Annotated in this window: 17 protein-coding genes; 9 read left to right on the top strand and 8 right to left on the bottom strand. The window is 41.0% G+C overall.

Annotation, left to right across the window (positions count from 1 at the left end; all coding sequences use genetic code 11):
• The coding region (locus tag ACJHV0_RS08615; protein WP_483133935.1) for a heterodisulfide reductase-related iron-sulfur binding cluster at nt 1–214 on the bottom strand (214 nt) is incomplete at its 3' end.
• A gap of 152 nt (nt 215–366) precedes the next feature.
• Nucleotides 367–1,971, bottom strand: a complete 1,605-nt coding sequence (locus tag ACJHV0_RS08610) for an L-lactate permease (protein WP_025236662.1) — start codon at nt 1,969–1,971, stop codon at nt 367–369.
• 290 nt (nt 1,972–2,261) lie between these two features.
• On the opposite strand from ACJHV0_RS08610, the gene ACJHV0_RS08605 reads away from it, so the two are divergent.
• The 3 genes from ACJHV0_RS08605 to ACJHV0_RS08595 are packed head-to-tail and all read left to right on the top strand — an operon-like array spanning nt 2,262 to nt 3,022.
• On the top strand, nt 2,262–2,411 hold the full coding sequence (locus ACJHV0_RS08605; RefSeq protein WP_483133934.1) for a hypothetical protein: 150 nt from the start codon (nt 2,262–2,264) through the stop codon (nt 2,409–2,411).
• The gene (locus ACJHV0_RS08600) at nt 2,398–2,928 is read left to right on the top strand and encodes an SIMPL domain-containing protein (protein WP_483133933.1); all 531 of its coding nucleotides are present in this window, start codon (nt 2,398–2,400) and stop codon (nt 2,926–2,928) included. The genes ACJHV0_RS08605 and ACJHV0_RS08600 overlap by 14 nt, the downstream gene beginning before the upstream one ends.
• Nucleotides 2,894–3,022 (top strand): hypothetical protein, encoded by a 129-nt coding sequence (locus ACJHV0_RS08595; RefSeq protein ID WP_483133932.1) that lies wholly within the window; start codon nt 2,894–2,896, stop codon nt 3,020–3,022. The genes ACJHV0_RS08600 and ACJHV0_RS08595 overlap by 35 nt, the downstream gene beginning before the upstream one ends.
• A 49-nt stretch (nt 3,023–3,071) precedes the next feature.
• On the opposite strand, the gene ychF is transcribed toward ACJHV0_RS08595, so the two are convergent.
• The 3 genes from ychF to ACJHV0_RS08580 form a co-directional block, all read right to left on the bottom strand.
• Nucleotides 3,072–4,163 (bottom strand): redox-regulated ATPase YchF, encoded by a 1,092-nt coding sequence (ychF, locus tag ACJHV0_RS08590; protein ID WP_483133931.1) that lies wholly within the window; start codon nt 4,161–4,163, stop codon nt 3,072–3,074.
• A gap of 114 nt (nt 4,164–4,277) precedes the next feature.
• Nucleotides 4,278–4,862, bottom strand: coding sequence for an aminoacyl-tRNA hydrolase (gene pth, locus ACJHV0_RS08585; RefSeq protein ID WP_483133930.1), 585 nt, complete (start codon nt 4,860–4,862; stop codon nt 4,278–4,280).
• Nucleotides 4,863–4,933: 71 nt separating this feature from the next.
• On the bottom strand, nt 4,934–5,803 hold the full coding sequence (locus ACJHV0_RS08580; protein WP_235068745.1) for a D-alanyl-D-alanine carboxypeptidase family protein: 870 nt from the start codon (nt 5,801–5,803) through the stop codon (nt 4,934–4,936).
• Nucleotides 5,804–6,006: 203 nt separating this feature from the next.
• Here ACJHV0_RS08580 and prfC point away from each other — a divergent pair, with 203 nt between their 5' ends.
• The 6 genes from prfC (at nt 6,007) to ACJHV0_RS08550 (ending at nt 13,511) form a co-directional block, all read left to right on the top strand.
• Entirely contained in the window at nt 6,007–7,587 is a 1,581-nt protein-coding gene (prfC, locus tag ACJHV0_RS08575; protein ID WP_483133929.1) for a peptide chain release factor 3, read from the top strand.
• 80 nt (nt 7,588–7,667) lie between these two features.
• Nucleotides 7,668–8,429: a phosphodiester glycosidase family protein gene (locus tag ACJHV0_RS08570; protein ID WP_483133928.1), complete on the top strand. Its 762-nt coding sequence runs from the start codon at nt 7,668–7,670 to the stop codon at nt 8,427–8,429.
• Nucleotides 8,430–8,559: 130 nt separating this feature from the next.
• Nucleotides 8,560–10,143 (top strand): ABC transporter substrate-binding protein, encoded by a 1,584-nt coding sequence (locus tag ACJHV0_RS08565; protein ID WP_483133927.1) that lies wholly within the window; start codon nt 8,560–8,562, stop codon nt 10,141–10,143.
• Between the two features lie 228 nt (nt 10,144–10,371).
• Complete coding sequence (locus ACJHV0_RS08560) at nt 10,372–11,304, top strand: ABC transporter permease (RefSeq protein WP_483133926.1); 933 nt, start codon at nt 10,372–10,374, stop codon at nt 11,302–11,304.
• Between the two features lie 9 nt (nt 11,305–11,313).
• Nucleotides 11,314–12,096 (top strand): ABC transporter permease, encoded by a 783-nt coding sequence (locus ACJHV0_RS08555; RefSeq protein ID WP_483133925.1) that lies wholly within the window; start codon nt 11,314–11,316, stop codon nt 12,094–12,096.
• Entirely contained in the window at nt 12,093–13,511 is a 1,419-nt protein-coding gene (locus ACJHV0_RS08550; protein ID WP_483133937.1) for an ABC transporter ATP-binding protein, read from the top strand. Before ACJHV0_RS08555 ends, ACJHV0_RS08550 begins: the two co-directional genes overlap by 4 nt.
• A 42-nt stretch (nt 13,512–13,553) precedes the next feature.
• Here the strand turns inward: ACJHV0_RS08550 and rlmB are convergent, their stop codons facing one another.
• From rlmB to ACJHV0_RS08535, 3 genes are all read right to left on the bottom strand, one after another.
• The gene (gene rlmB / locus ACJHV0_RS08545; RefSeq protein ID WP_025236673.1) at nt 13,554–14,297 is read right to left on the bottom strand and encodes a 23S rRNA (guanosine(2251)-2'-O)-methyltransferase RlmB; all 744 of its coding nucleotides are present in this window, start codon (nt 14,295–14,297) and stop codon (nt 13,554–13,556) included.
• Between the two features lie 53 nt (nt 14,298–14,350).
• Nucleotides 14,351–15,718, bottom strand: a complete 1,368-nt coding sequence (pssA, locus tag ACJHV0_RS08540; RefSeq protein ID WP_483133924.1) for a CDP-diacylglycerol--serine O-phosphatidyltransferase — start codon at nt 15,716–15,718, stop codon at nt 14,351–14,353.
• 361 nt (nt 15,719–16,079) lie between these two features.
• A partial coding sequence (locus ACJHV0_RS08535) for a zinc finger domain-containing protein (RefSeq protein ID WP_483133936.1) occupies nt 16,080–16,212 on the bottom strand: 133 nt, incomplete at its 5' end.

Genomic DNA, 16,212 nt, shown 5'->3' with positions numbered 1-16,212 from the left:
GGTAATCATTTGCTTCAAAGGTTTCTACCAAGTTTTTCATACCCGATAAAGCTTGCTTTGTATATCCACTATTAATTGCAGGTTGCCCACAGCACCCCTGCTTTTCTAAAAAGGTGATTTTACAACCTAATTTTTCCAATAAAAGTACGGAGTTTTTCGCAACCCCTGCTTTCATCACATCTGCAATGCAGGTTACATAGAAATTAACGTTCATAAAGAACCCCACAATAAAAATAAAAATAAAAATAAAAATAAGAATTAAACTCAGACTGCCCTTTTTAAGACAGAGAAAGGAAGGGCGATTTGCAAAACATCAGCAAAATCTGACCGCTTCCTTTTTATCTTCATTAGATATTAACTATCCGGTTACACATTATAGAAGATTGGTACTATTAATAGTGCAGCAACTGCGGCAATTACACCATATACAACCATCGGAACAACCGTTTTCTTAATGATAGTACCCTCTTGTTTTTCGATACCTGTTACTGAACATACCGCAACAATGTTATTGATACACACCATATTACCCATTGCACCACCTACAGATTGTAATGCTAAGATTAGGGTTACTGATAAACCAACTTGTTGTGCTGTTGCGTATTGTACTGTACCGAAGGTTAAGTTAGATACCGTGTTAGAACCTGAGAAGAACGCACCGATTGCACCTAAGAATGACGCAAATAATGTCCAAGATTGACCTGTGAACTCTGCAAAACTTCTACCGATAACTTGTACCATTGACTCTGAGCCACCAATCAACATTAATTTTACCATAATAATTGCACCTAAAAGGGCTAAAAATGGTTTTTTAACTTGGCTTAACGATGTACCGAAAATATCTTTGGTATTTCTAGCGGATACCGAGAAAATCGGTAAGCAGATTAATACCGTAATCACAAACGGAATTAATGCCGGTACATAAAGTAACTTATAGCTGGTTGCAACGTTCGTGCCTAAAATATTTTTCAGTGCGAAAATCAAACCTTGGCTGATTTCAAAGTTAGCAAAACCTAGTGAACTTGCAATCCAAGTCGTCGCATCATTTAACCACGCTTTAAGTGGAAGTTGTTGAATACGGGTAATCACTAAGATGAAGATTAACAAACCTGTTGGTAATAATGCTTTCGCTACTTCACCAAAAGTTGCTTTTTCGCCTGCAAGATTATTCTCAGTTTTCGCTAAACCAATACCTGCATTTGCTACAAATACAGAAACCAATAAACCAATTGCACCTGCCACTAATGAAGGGAATTCATAGTTAAATTGAGCAATAATAAAGTAAGGCACAACACAAGCTAGAATACTAATGTAGATAAACACAATATTCTGACGAATTTCTTTCCAGCTTACAATTAAACGCAATGCCATAATTGGAATAATGAATGCCGCAATTGAGTGAATTAGAGCGGTTATAGAGCCGATTTCAAGCACTTGTGCATCACTTAATAAACCATCTTTTAATAATGGTCCCATACCGAACCACGTTGGCGTACCTACTGCACCAAATGAAACCGGTACAGAGTTCATCACTAACGCTAACATAGCTACTTGTAATGGTTTAAAACCTAAACCAACTAAGATTGGAGCCGCAATAGCAGCAGGCGTACCGAAACCGGATGCACCTTCAATCATAAATGCAAATGCCCAACCGATAATCATTAACTGTGCAACCGGGTTTGGATTGATTGCTCCCAACCATTTACGCATTGTGTTAGTTGCACCGGACACTTCAGAGAAACGGTTAAATAAAATTGCACCGAATACTACAGTAATCGGCGTTAATACATCACCTAAACCTGCAATAATATTTGCAAAGACTAATGTAACATCGTTACCAAAATAGGTAAGTTGAAGAATAAAAATAAGTAAAGCTGTCAGTGGAAGAGCCACATAAGACGGCAACGCATTGCGTTTTACCATTAAATAAATCAGTAAAACAATTGGGAAAATGCTCAGAAAAAGAGCCATAGAACACCTCATTTATGATTATAAAATGACCTGAGTGGTCGGACTGGTTAAGCATTCTACAGATTAAAAAAAGCGATGTAACTAACTTGTTGTAAATTTGTGATCTAATTCAAATTTTTAGGGTGCGTATGATTAAAAAAAAGCCTAAATTTTTTATGAATAACTCCCAATAGTTATTCATTTGGAGCTTATTTTGCAAAATTTTTATAAAATTTAACCGCTTGTTATCTATTTTTACAATTCCATCAAGTATAATCAGTCGGAATTATTTTACTCTTTAAGGAAATGTTATGTCTTTAACCTCTAATAACCGCTATCTTGCCATTTTTGGTGTTATTTTAGCCATAGGTTTGATGGCAGCAGCCTTTATTCTTGGACATCAATTTAAAAATTTACAACAAACAGGTGTGATTACCGTAAAAGGACTTGCCCGAAGCTGAGCATAAAGCGACACTAGGTACTTGGCGGGTATCTATTTTCGGTTGGGGCTTAACTTATAACGATGCGATGAAAGCTAATCAGCAAAACTTAAATCAAGCCGTTAAGTTTTTAAAAGAACAAGGTTTTGTGGATGGAGAACGTGAAATTACCGAGCTTTCCGTGAATGAGAGAACAGAGTACTATGTAGATGAGTTTGGCAAAGATCGCTCTCGTCAAAATGGTTATAACGCAACACGTTCTATTGTGCTTTCAACCAAAGACCTAGCCAAATTACAAAACGGATTATCAAAAATCCAATTCTTACGGGCTGAAAACGAAGCCATTGATTTTAGCCAGCCCGATTATTATTTAGAGAATTTGGAAGAAATCAAACGTGATTTAATTGCTAAAGCAACCCAAGATGCCTACGTGCGAGCAGAAGAATTTGCCAAAACCAGCAATGTGAAAGTCGGCTTATTACGCTCCGCATCACAAGGTTCATTTGATATTAAATCAAGCCGCCCACCCAAATACTGAAGATAGTGATGATAGCTATGGTGGCAGTTATGATACTTCAACCATCGACAAAAAAGTCCGCTTGGTTGTAACCATTCAATACGCAATTAATTAACAAAAAAAGACCGCTTGCAAGCGGTCTTTTTTCTACTGAATTTTACAAATTACACATTGAAACGGAAGTGCATTACATCGCCGTCTTGAACGATATACTCTTTCCCTTCCAAACGCCATTTACCGGCTTCTTTTGCACCGGCTTCGCCTTTGTTATCAATGAAGTCTTGGTAAGCAATCACTTCTGCACGGATAAAACCTTTCTCAAAGTCAGTATGGATTACTGCCGCCGCTTTTGGTGCAGTTGCCCCTACTGAAACTGTCCAAGCACGCACTTCTTTCACCCCTGCAGTGAAGTAAGTTTGAAGATTTAACAACGCATAACCGGCACGAATTACACGATTCAAGCCAGGCTCTTCAATGCCTAAATCCTGCAGAAATTCCACTTTTTCTTCGTCATCCAGTTCTGCAATTTCCGATTCAATCGCCGCACACACCGGCACTACCACCGCCCCTTCTTTTTCGGCAATTTCACGCACACGATCAAGATATGGGTTGTTTTCAAAACCATCTTCGTTTACGTTAGCGATGTACATTGTCGGTTTTAAGGTTAAGAAATTGTAACCTTTGATGGCATGCAATTCATCTTTATCTAAATCAACAGAGCGAATCATTCCGGCATTTTCAAGCACCGGCAGAATTTTTTCCATAATGGATAGCTCAAATTTCGCCTCTTTATCGCCACCTTTTGCACGTTTTTGTAAACGCTGAATCGCACGTTCGCAGCTGTCTAAATCTGCGAGGGCTAATTCGGTGTTGATAATTTCGATATCGTCTGCCGGGTCAATTTTGCCTGCCACGTGAACGATGTCATCATTTTCAAAACAACGCACAACGTGCCCGATTGCATCGGTTTCACGAATATTTGCCAAGAATTTGTTACCCAAACCTTCGCCTTTACTCGCACCAGCAACCAAGCCCGCAATATCCACAAATTCCATTGTGGTGGGTAAAACACGCTCAGGTTTCACGATTTCCGCCAACGCATCTAAGCGAGGATCTGGCATTGGCACAACACCGGTGTTTGGCTCAATCGTACAGAACGGATAGTTCGCCGCCTCGATACCTGCTTTTGTTAATGCGTTGAAAAGTGTTGATTTACCCACGTTTGGCAAACCCACAATACCACATTTAAATCCCATTTTTTGTTCCTTTAAATTACAAAATTTTGTGAAAATTTGACCGCTTGTAGGAGCAAATTGCAATTTGCTCTATCAAGGGTGAGAAGAGGGCGAATTGCAATTCGCCCCTACATTTTATGCTTTAAAACCATTTAAACGGTTAGTTGCCTTAACCATTCCGTCTTTAAATAAAATCTCTACGCAACGTGCAGCTTCATCCACCGCACTATTCAGTAATGTCTGATCGCTCGGTGAAGGCTTACCTAAAACATAAGCAGCCACCATATCTTTATGCCCCGGATGTCCAATCCCGATTCGCACACGGTAGAACTCTTTATTATTGCCAAGGGCGGCAATAATATCTTTCAAGCCGTTGTGTCCGCCGTGTCCGCCACCTTTTTTCAACTTAACTGAACCGGGCGGAAGATCTAGCTCATCGTGAGCCACCAAAATTTCTTCTGGTTTGATGCGATAAAAATTTGCTAACGCTCCTACTGCTTTGCCACTTAAATTCATAAAAGTGGTCGGCACTAACAAACGCACTTCGCCTTGAGCAGTATTAATTTTAGCCACTTTACCGAAATATTTAGCCTCTTCTTTTAGGATCACATTATACATTCGAGCAAGTTCGTTAATCAGCCACTCGCCTGCATTATGACGAGTCTCTTCATATTTTGCTCCGGGGTTGGCAAGCCCGACAATCAATTTAATTTCTGACACAATGTTGTCTCAATTCTCTAAATTAAAAGGCAATATTGTAGAGAAAAACCGCTATTTTCTCAAGGTAACCATTAATCATATTGTCTATACGGATTTGGCACACATTGATATTTCGCCAACATCGATTCAGTAAAATCGGTGCGTGAAGCAGCGTTATCATTGTTTAAACTTACCACACCAATTCGCTTGCCTCTGCAATCGCCTTTGGCAATAAAGGCTAAATTATAACCAGCCTCACGAGTATAGCCGGTTTTGCTTACTAACGCTTGGTAAGATTGAGAACGCACCATACTGTTAGTATTTTTCATTGAGAAATAGCGACCGCCTGCATAAACACTCACTAATGGTGAATTAGAAAGCTGCTGAATTTCAGGTTTACTTGCGGCATAACCCGCCAATTTTGCTAAATCAACCACAGTTGAAACATTATCCGCAGATAAGCCTGAACTATCTCCAAAGTAGGTTTGAGTCATTCCGATTTCACGGGCTTTGCTGTTCATTCGAGCCAAAAATTGGGCTTTATTTAAGTGAGTAGCGTGAGCCAGTGCGTGTGCCGCATAATTATCCGAACGCACTAACATCGCTTTTAATAATTCACCACAGGCAATGTTAGTATTCTTTGGTAACGGGCTGGTTGTGCCTTTAATGAAATCCGCATCTGAAGGCAAAATTTGCGTTTGGCAGCTTGAGCCGTAGCGGTTTTCTTCCAAGAAAACGACTGCTGTCATCAATTTAGTTACAGAAGCAATCGGGCGAACTAAGTTAAAGTTCTTCCCTTCTAAAAATTTTTTCTGTTTTAAATCAAACACCACATAAGCTGAATTTTCAGTGGGGATATAAGCCGCTTTCGCTTTAATGCGAGGGCTAGGTTTCTTAGCAGGCTGGGAGGAACAAGCACTCAGCACCATTGCCGCAATCAATACTGGAAGTAATTTTTTCATTATCAATATAATCCGAGAGTAAAAGTTCGCTATTCTACCCTGTATTGTGCCAAAGTTCAAAAAGCAAGCGGTCGTTTTGATCTGCTTTTTTACAATTTTTCGGAAAAATTTAACCGCTTGCCCTCTTGCCTCAAATCAGCGAAAATATCAGCGAATTTTCGGCGGTCTTTCCGCCCTTTTATTTTTAATTTATTGAGAAAAAAATGTCATATCCACAAGAAGTTAATAAACGCCGCACCTTTGCGATTATTTCCCATCCCGACGCGGGTAAAACCACCATTACCGAAAAAGTACTTTTATACGGAAATGCGATTCAAACCGCAGGCTCGGTAAAAGGCAAAGGCTCGGCACAACACGCCAAATCCGACTGGATGGAGATGGAAAAACAACGTGGGATTTCCATTACCACCTCTGTTATGCAATTCCCTTACAATGATTGCTTGGTGAACTTGCTCGACACGCCCGGACACGAAGACTTCTCGGAAGATACTTACCGCACTTTAACCGCTGTAGATAGCTGCTTGATGGTAATCGACTCGGCAAAAGGGGTTGAGGAACGTACCATTAAATTAATGGAAGTTACTCGCTTGCGTGATACGCCGATCTTGACCTTTATGAATAAGCTTGACCGTGATATTCGTGATCCAATGGAATTATTGGACGAAGTGGAAAGCGTATTGAAAATCAACTGTGCACCGATCACGTGGCCAATCGGTTGCGGTAAGTTGTTCAAAGGGGTTTACCACATTTATAAAGATGAAACTTACCTTTACCAAACAGGTCAAGGGCATACCATTCAAGAAGTGCGTATTATTAAAGGATTAGATAATCCAGAGTTAGATCAAGCGGTTGGCGATGATTTAGCCCAACAACTGCGTGATGAGTTGGAATTGGTACAAGGTGCATCACACGAATTTGAACACGAGGCTTTCATCAACGGCGAATTAACCCCTGTATTCTTCGGAACAGCGTTAGGCAACTTCGGGGTAAACCACTTCTTAGACGGTTTAACCGAATGGGCTCCGGCTCCGCAAGCTCGTGAATCTGACAGCCGTACCGTTGAGGCAAGCGAAGAAAAATTCAGCGGTTTCGTGTTTAAAATCCAAGCGAATATGGATCCAAAACACCGCGACCGAGTTGCCTTTATGCGTGTGGTTTCCGGCAAATATGAAAAAGGAATGAAGCTCAAGCACGTACGCATCGGCAAAGACGTGGTAATTTCTGACGCCTTAACCTTTATGGCGGGCGACCGTGCCCACGCAGAAGAGGCTTACGCAGGCGATATTATCGGCTTACACAATCACGGCACAATCCAAATTGGCGATACCTTCACGCAAGGTGAAAACCTGAAATTTACCGGTATTCCAAACTTCGCCCCTGAACTGTTCCGCCGTATCCGTTTGAAAGATCCGCTCAAACAAAAACAACTGCTTAAAGGCTTAGTGCAACTTTCGGAAGAAGGTGCAGTGCAAGTTTTCCGCCCACTCATCAACAACGATTTAATTGTGGGAGCGGTCGGTGTGTTACAGTTTGATGTGGTGGTTTCTCGTTTAAAATCGGAATACAACGTTGAGGCAATTTACGAAACGGTAAACGTGGCAACTGCCCGTTGGGTTGAATGTGATGATGCGAAAAAATTTGAAGAATTTAAACGCAAAAATGAACAAAACCTAGCCCTAGACGGCGGCGATAACCTTACCTACATCGCCCCAACGATGGTGAACTTGAACTTGGCACAAGAACGTTATCCTGATGTAACCTTCTTTAAAACAAGAGAGCATTAATCCTTTAATACAAGCGGTCGATTTTGCAGAAAATTTTGCAAACCGACCGCTTACTTTATCCATAAACGTTTATTTTTCCTATGAAACGCCTCTTAATCCTCTTATCACTACTCTTCTCTAGTTTGTCTTATGCCGAAAATCAGTGTATTGATTATTCAAATCAATCACCATTTCACATTACTCGTATTGATCTAAATTGCAAAAATATTCACCTGATTGGTTCACAGAAAAGTGATAATGAATCAACTGTTTCTCAATTCGCTCAGAAATATGAAACAGATGTTGCCATCAACGCCAACTTTTATTGGAAAGATAACACGCCGATTGGCTTGGTCGTGAGCCAAGGAAAGCGTTGGTCAAAATATGGCGATGTGCGTAATCGGGTTGTTTTCGCCTGCAATAAGGCAAATAAATGTAATATCGAGGGAAAAAATACGCTTTCCAAACAAAACCCGAAATGGCAAGTAGCAATTAGTGGTTGGCATTGGTATAACGCTAAAAGCGGGAAATTTGAGTGTGCGGAAAATGATAAGGTCGGCTGTTCGCAAAGCATTTTTCACGATAAACACCCTCGCACTTTGCTTGGCTTGAACGAGCAGAAAAACTGGCTCTATTTGGCTGTGGTGGAGGGACGTCAATTAACCTTTGGTGGCGTTACCGTAGATGAACTGGCTGAACTTGCCGGCAAACTTGAACTCACTAAAGCCATCAACCTTGACGGTGGCGGCAGTTCAACAATGGTAATTGGTAACAAGCGGGTCAATTCCTTGCCGATTTTGCAAAATGAGGAACGAAAAGTCGCCAACCATTTTGGAGTAAAAATAATTCCGGTGCAAAAATAGAGCTCATTTTACATACCGATTATTAAATAACCAATTAAAACACTCAACTTAAAAAACTCTACTTTTTTTATGGAAATATGCTAAAGTTCGCGGTTATATAGCCCCTTATTTTTTTATGGAGAAAAATAAAATGAAAAAATGGTTAATTCCATTAACGATGGCAGCATTTTGTGTTGCAGCTTGTGATGATAAAAATACACAAGCCAATGTAGAGAAACCGGTGGCACAGCCTGAACAATCGCAAAAGAATCCGGAAACTTTACCGCTTGTAACTGTTGTTGCCCCTTGGGAATTAAACAGTTTAGATTTAAACCAATCGGGCGTGATTTTCCAACGTATGAACATTGCTGAAACTTTAGTTGAAGCCAATCTTGAAGGTCAATTAGTGGAAGGTTTGGCAACGAAGTGGGAAAGTAATAATGATGCAACGGTTTGGACTTTCACCTTGCGTGATGCCAAATTTCATAACGGTAAGCCTTTAACCGCACAAGCGGTCGAAAAATCATTGAAAATTGCACTTTCAAAGCCTGGTGTGTTGCAAAAAGCCTTTATCAAAGAGATTAAAGCCTTAGATAGCAACCAAATCCAATTTGAATTAACGAAATCTTTTGTGCCATTTCCTTCTTTCTTAACACACTACACTACCTTAATTTTAGCGGAAGAGAGCTTTGATGAAAAAGGTGATGTGGCACAAGTAATTGGTACAGGTGCATTCAAAGCCACTAAAATTGAAGCTCCACAAAAATTAGAAAGCGTTCGTTTTGATGAATATTGGGGCAACAAACCACAACTTCAGCAAGCGAATTATTTAGCGAGCAGCCGTAGTGAAACCCGTACCTTAATGGCACAAAGCGATCAAACGTCGTTAGTGTTTAATTTAGATAAAGCAAGCGTGGCTCGTTTAAAAGCTGATCCAAATTTGCAGCTTATCAATACCTCTATTGCACGCACGACTCAGCTTAAAATGGATGCTACGAAACCGTTCTTTAACGATTTAGCAATTCGCCAAGCCTTATCTCAAGCAATTAACCGCAAAGCGATTGCTGAGCAAGTATTGAAAATCCAAGACGGAATGGCGGATCAAATTTTACCTAAAGCCTTTGCCGACTGGCGTGTTGCAACAGCAGAATCAAGCTTAAGCCACGATGAAACTATTGCAAAAATTAAGGAAAATTTGACCGCTTCCGGTTATGAATATAACGCAGAAGGCAAATTAACCAAAGAGGGCAAGCCGTTTACTTTCACCTTAAGAACTTATTCAGATCGTCCTGAATTACCGATTATTGCGACCATTTTACAAGCTGAATGGAAGAAAATCGGGGTTGATATCAATGTGTCTGTCGGTAATTTCAGTGAAATTCCGCTAGGACATCAGAATGGCACCTTAGAGATGGCACTTTATGCGTTCAACTACGCTAAAACACTTGATCCGTTTGCCTTGTTAGTGCAAGACTTTGCTAACGGTGGAAGCGATTGGGGCACAATGAACTGGCGTAATGACAGCCTAGATCACGCTCTAAAACAACTTGAAACAGAAATCGATTCTGAAAAATCGAAGCAATTAAAACAGCAAGTGAGCCAAATTATTCACGATGAATTGCCGATTATTCCGATTGTGTACGATCAACAAACTGTTGTAGGGCATCAAGGCATCAATGGTTTGACACTTGACCCATTTGAAAGACGTTTTTATTTGGAAAAACTAAGTAAATAACCGCTCGTACTTCGCCAATATATACTGCCAAATCTCCCCCTCCCCTCTTTGCTAAAGAGGGGTGATAGATCTCCAGTAAATTTTAAATTCAAGTCCTTCATTAGGATAATTAAAATAGAGATAAAGTATAAATTTATATCCGATAGTCCCCCTCTTTAGCAAAGAGGGGAGGGGGAGATTTGGCAGTAGAAATTAACGAAGAAAAGAGTATAAATAGAAAATTATCCTATGCTAAAAATCCTACTCCGCCGCCTTACTCAGTTGTTATTAGTCGTCTGGTCAGTCGGCACATTAACTTTCATTATTACCCGCCAGCTGTCGGGCGATATGGCATACCGTATCGCCGCTAGCCGTTATGGTTACGACCAAGCCGACAGTATGGCTGCTGAAGCAGTGCGAGCCGAGTTAGAGTTAGATCAGCCTTGGTGGCAAAGCTACTTCAGTTGGTTGGGCGATTTATTGCAGTTTAATTTAGGCAAATCGTTGGTAACAGGCGATTCCGTCTGGGCTGAAATTCAGCACCAATTCGGGCATACCTTAAGCCTTGCGATTGTGGCACTTATCTTAGCTATTCTTATTGGTCCGACACTTGGACTACTTGCCGCTCGCAAACCAAACGGTTTTTTTGATCGCTTGACGCTGGTATTTAGTACCTTATTCCGTTCTGTGCCAGCTTTTATTATCGCTATTGGCTTAATTACGCTTTTTTCAGCACAGCTTAAATGGTTGCCTGCAGGCGGATACGGCAGTTGGCAACACTTTATTTTACCCGCATTAACTCTTGCGATTGGCTTGAGTGCGGTTTCGGTGCGAGTAACCCGCTCTACGATGGTACAAGTGAAAAATGCAGAGTTTTACCAATTCTCGCAATTAAAAGGGCTAAGCCGCTGGAAAACTTTTGTGCGACACGGTTTACCAAACATAGCCGTCCCCGTTATTGCTTATCACGCAGTACAGCTTGTCTATTTAATTGAAGGTGTTGTGGTGGTAGAAAGTTTATTTGCCTGGCCCGGCAGTGGACACGCATTGGTTCACGCCATTATTGCCCGTGATGTACCGATGATTCAAGGTACAACCTTAGTAATGGGTGGATTATTTGTTGTATTAAACACTCTTGCCGATCTGCTCAGTGCTTGGATTGACCCACGAATTAAGCGATAGGATATCAAAATGAAAATCTCAACTTCACAATATTTGGGCGGCACGATCCTACTTATTATGCTCGGGTTCGCCTTTTTACAACCTTATTTTTACCCGATGGATATCGGCTTTCAAGATTTAGCCAATACGCTTTCCAGCCCAAATGAATTAGCGTGGTTCGGCATAGACCATCTCGGCAGAGATATGCTTGCCCGACTTTCCTCTGCTATTCGCCTCTCTTTCGGCTTATCGATGTTTAGCGTATTTTGTGCCTTAGTGGCAGGTTTGATTACAGGCATTATGGCAGGCTTTTTCGGTGGCTGGATCGACCGCATTTTCAGCTTTATTTGTGATTTGGTAATGGCTCTGCCTGGCTTACTATTAGTGCTACTCTTTGCTGCACTCTCTCCGGGTTCGTTCTGGACACTCTACTTAGGGATTTCATTGGTAATGTGGGTGGAATTTTTCCGTGTGATCCGATCCATTAGCTCAACAATGGCAAACAGCTCAGAAATTCAAGCCTCTCGCTTAATGGGAATGGGCTGGCTTTATAGCTTCAAACGCCATTTATTACCTCGTTTACTGCCAATGATCGCTACATTATCTGCCTTTTCACTCGGCAATGCGATTTTAGCCCTCGCAACACTCGGCTTTGTAAGCGTAGGATTACGCCCACCTACAGCGGAGCTCGGCTTAATGATGACAGAGCTCTTCCCTTATTACTACGAAGCTCCATTGATCTTTTTACAACCGGTAGTTGCCGTATTTTTGATGGTGCTTAGCCTACAATTATTATCAGGGAGAGTGAAATAATGTTACTGGAAATTCAAAATGTAAACGTACAGACCAAAGAAGGTATAACGCTGGTTCAACCTATTTCACTTTCACTGCAACAAGGCAAAAATATTACCATTTTAGGTGAAACAGGTTCAGGAAAAAGCCTGTTAATTCAAGCCATTATGGGTGCTTTACCTGAAGAGCTTATTGCAAGCGGTCAATTTTTTGTTGAAGCTTGCAAAATTGATTTTAACCAACAATCTGAGATTGAAAAAATGTGGGGCAAAACCTTAGTAATACTGCCACAAGAGCCTCGCCGCTCGCTAAATCCAATTATGGAAATTGGTAAGCAATTATGGGAAAGTTTTCACTATGTGGCTGGAAAATCTTCGCCTCAAGCAAAAACCGAAAGCCAAGCCTATTTGACCAAACTCGGTTTAGGTGAATCGGTTGAAAGCTATCCTCACCAACTTTCGGGCGGAATGGCTCAACGTGCATCTTTTGCAATTGCAACTGCTGCGGGTGGAAAAATTTTACTGGCAGATGAACCAACTAAAGGGCTTGATCCAATTAGCAAAGGCAAAGTGATTGAACTGTTAAAATCCGCTTACCAAAATGGTGGTGGTTTATTAACCATTACCCACGATATTGAAGTTGCCGAACAACTCGGTGGCTACATACTGGTAATGAAAAAAGGCGAGCTGTTGGAACAAGGCGAGGCGGAAGCTCTATTAAGCAATCCACAACACCCTTATACCCAAGCCTTAATTGCCGCTGATCCAAAACATTGGCAGCCATTGCAAGATTTGCAAAATTTGAGCCAAAAACAACCGCTTGTCTCGGTTAAAAACCTGAGTGTTGCTAGAGGTAAGAAAACCTTGTTTAGCAATCTCTCTTTTGATTTACACAAAGGCGAAGTGCTAGGCATTGTAGGACATAGTGGTATTGGAAAAAGCTCCCTTGCCGATGTGTTATGTGGTTTGCTAAAACCAAAATCGGGCGAGGTAAAATGGCACAGCCAAAGCCACAAAAAGCACCAGGTATTAAAGCTCTACCAAGATCCGCCCGAGGCATTTGCCCCGAATGTGAGCTTGCAAACGCTATTGGACGATGTGATTAACAAACACAAGCTCGATCGCCTACCGATTCCAAGTTTGTTAGAGCAACTCTCGCTTAACCCGGAAATTTTACAACGCAGTGCCGAAAATGTGTCGGGTGGCGAGCTACAACGTGTGGCGATTTTAAGAGCGTTATTGCTCGACCCTGTGCTGCTGTTTGCTGATGAGGTAACTTCTCGACTTGACCCTATCACGCAGCAAGAAACGATTGAATTGCTGATAAACCAATGTCGAGCCAGAAATTGTAGCTTGATTTTGGTGAGCCACGATCCTTATTTAATTGAGAAATCGTGTGATACAGTGATTAATTTGGAAGATTATTTAGATAAGTAATCAAAATAGGGGCAAATAATGTGATATGCCCCTATTTTTTCACTATTTTGCTGCTAGCTTTTGGCGAACAATTTCAAACAAGCAAACTCCTGTTGCAACCGATACGTTCAGAGATGACACCGAACCAGCCATTGGAATGCTGATGAGTTGATCGCAATGTTCACGGGTTAGGCGACGCATTCCGTCTCCTTCTGCCCCCATCACTAAGGCAATTGAGCCGGTTAATTTCGCTTCATAAATGCCCGATGTGGCTTCACCTGCCGTGCCAACAATCCACACATTGTGGCGTTCTTGCAAATCACGCATTGTGCGAGCAAGGTTGGTTACACGAATAAGTGGCATCACTTCTGCTGCTCCACACGCCACTTTACGGGCGATTGAAGTCAATTGAGCAGATTTATCCTTCGGTACAATAACCGCATCTACACCGGCTGCATCCGCAGTACGTAAGCACGCACCAAGATTATGTGGATCAGTTACACCGTCTAAAATAAGCAAGAGTGGATTTTGCTTTTGGCTCAAAATTGCCTCTAAATCGTGCTCATTTAACTCTTTTTGTGGCACAACACGGGCAATAATGCCTTGATGTACTTCACCTTGCGATTTATTATCTAACGTTTGGCGGTTTACTTGCTGAATGGAAACACCCAAGCGTTGTAGCTCGTTTAACAACGGCAGTAATCTTTTATCTTCACGTCCTTTAAGCACAAGTACTTCAATTAAACGCTCCGGAGCATTGTCTAAAAAGGCTTTCACTGCGTGAATGCCATAAATTTGTTCACTCATATTTTTCCTTAATAATTGGGCGAACACATCGGTTCGCCCCTACATTAAATGTTTTACAATAACATCTTCACAATTTTATCGAGTTTCACTCTACCAAATTTTTTCAGCAATTTACGCACATTTTCAGGGTAATCTGTCAGCACTTCTAAATCGCTATAATGGCTTAAAACCTGCGTATGTTGGCGAATTTGGCTCAACTCCATTTCTGCTTTTTCACTTAGCTCTGCTTTCGGGTCAGAAATTAAAATCGCATTCTCAGCGTCTAAACGCCACGCACGCGGATTTAAATTATTCCCTGTGAGCAAAATATAGCGGTTATCTACCCAAACCCCTTTAAGGTGGTAGCTATTTTCGCCATCTTTCCACAAACGAATAATAAGCTGTTGATTTTGAATATAAAAATCTAACCGTTTTGCGAAAGCTCGCAAATTCTTTTCATACAAATAAGGCAGAGCTGATGCCATCGTAAATTTTTCATCAGGCTTGGTATAGAAATCATTAGCGGTTTTATCGCCCACAATAATTTCCACTGATTTGCCGTTTGCCAGCAACCATTCAATACGAGTTCTTAACGAAAGCGGAAAATTAAAATAAGGCGTGCAAATCGTTAATTTTTGTTCTGTTTGGTAGAACAACGCCTCAATAACTTTGTTGAGCTGATTTCTACGACGTCCTAAACCAAATAATGGCGAAACCAGCAAATCGTCGCTTTTCGCAATACCGTTGAATTGATACTGCTCTCGCCCTAACTGCTTACGGAATGCTTTAATCTGTGAACGGATTTCAATAGTTTTCGGACGATTCATCGTATCTAAACGGCTTACCACCCTGCTCGATAAAATATGTTGTTGAATAAATTCTACCCAACTATCTGCTAAGGCTTTATTTTCAATAACGTGATAGCGGTCGTAGCGATAGCGGTCTAACTGATGCAAATAAACGTTGTTGATACTTGCTCCGCTATACAAAATCGTATCGTCAAACACAAAACCTTTTAGATGCAATACGCCAAACACTTCTCGCCCATTAATCGGCACGCCGTAGAACTCAATTTCTTGTCCTTCAGGGAGATTTTGTTCAGCTTTAACTTTCGTGTACCAATCAGCATTCGAGAGACTTTCCGCTTCACCAATACGTCCACGTTGGGCTCTATGCCAATCGACCAAGATTTTAATCTCTAAAGCCGGATTGCTTCGTTTCGCATTATAAAGAGCAGCTAAAATTTCTTGCCCTGCTTCGTCCTTTTCAAAATAAAGTGCTGTCAAATAGATTCTTTTTTTTGCCGTTTGAATCAGCTGTAAAATTTGCTGTTTAAACGCTTGGCTTGAATTAAGAAAAATCACCTGTTCTGCCTGCTGTGGCAAGAAAGGTAAACTTTCTATCAGCTTTTCAGCTTTGCGTTGCTTATTCAAAATTAACATTAATGATTCCCGATTTTTTTAATGACTGCCGACTATTTTACACCGAAATGATTAATAAAGCGATTTTACATTAACGGCACTCGTAACTTTCAGGACTATTTGTTCTTGAGATATTTGGTTTTGTCAATTTCGGTTTGGTAAATATAGGAAAATTTGAGCTGTTAGCATCACTCTGGAGAAAAGGCGATTGCTGTTTGAGCAAACATTGAGATAAAAGAGAGGAAAAGAATGATTTTTGCATTTTTTGTAGCAATACAAGCGGTTGTTTTCTAGGAAAGTTTTGCAAATTTTAAGATAGGTGTCTATCTATTAGTGAAAAAACTAAAGCAGGGTTTCCCCTGCCTTAAAATACATTGAATGATTACGCAAACAAACGTTTTTCACCACTGCCTGCAACATTTTCCACACAGCGTCCACATACTTCTTTGTGGTCTGCGTGCGTGCCGATGTCGGTTGCATAGTGCCAGCAACGAGGGCATTTTTCGCCATCTGCA

This window comes from Mannheimia sp. (assembly GCF_056854775.1).
The sequence above is the reverse complement of the archived record's forward strand: the minus strand, read 5'-3'. Positions and strand labels throughout refer to the sequence as shown.

Coding starts and splice junctions, on each gene's coding strand:
- ACJHV0_RS08610 (WP_025236662.1), bottom strand. CDS start 1,971: ATGGCTCTTTTTCTGAGCATTTTCCCAATTGTTTTACTGATTTATTTA.
- ACJHV0_RS08605 (WP_483133934.1), top strand. CDS start 2,262: ATGTCTTTAACCTCTAATAACCGCTATCTTGCCATTTTTGGTGTTATT.
- ychF (WP_483133931.1), bottom strand. CDS start 4,163: ATGGGATTTAAATGTGGTATTGTGGGTTTGCCAAACGTGGGTAAATCA.
- ACJHV0_RS08580 (WP_235068745.1), bottom strand. CDS start 5,803: ATGAAAAAATTACTTCCAGTATTGATTGCGGCAATGGTGCTGAGTGCT.
- prfC (WP_483133929.1), top strand. CDS start 6,007: ATGTCATATCCACAAGAAGTTAATAAACGCCGCACCTTTGCGATTATT.
- ACJHV0_RS08570 (WP_483133928.1), top strand. CDS start 7,668: ATGAAACGCCTCTTAATCCTCTTATCACTACTCTTCTCTAGTTTGTCT.
- ACJHV0_RS08565 (WP_483133927.1), top strand. CDS start 8,560: ATGAAAAAATGGTTAATTCCATTAACGATGGCAGCATTTTGTGTTGCA.
- ACJHV0_RS08560 (WP_483133926.1), top strand. CDS start 10,372: ATGCTAAAAATCCTACTCCGCCGCCTTACTCAGTTGTTATTAGTCGTC.
- ACJHV0_RS08555 (WP_483133925.1), top strand. CDS start 11,314: ATGAAAATCTCAACTTCACAATATTTGGGCGGCACGATCCTACTTATT.
- rlmB (WP_025236673.1), bottom strand. CDS start 14,297: ATGAGTGAACAAATTTATGGCATTCACGCAGTGAAAGCCTTTTTAGAC.
- pssA (WP_483133924.1), bottom strand. CDS start 15,718: ATGTTAATTTTGAATAAGCAACGCAAAGCTGAAAAGCTGATAGAAAGT.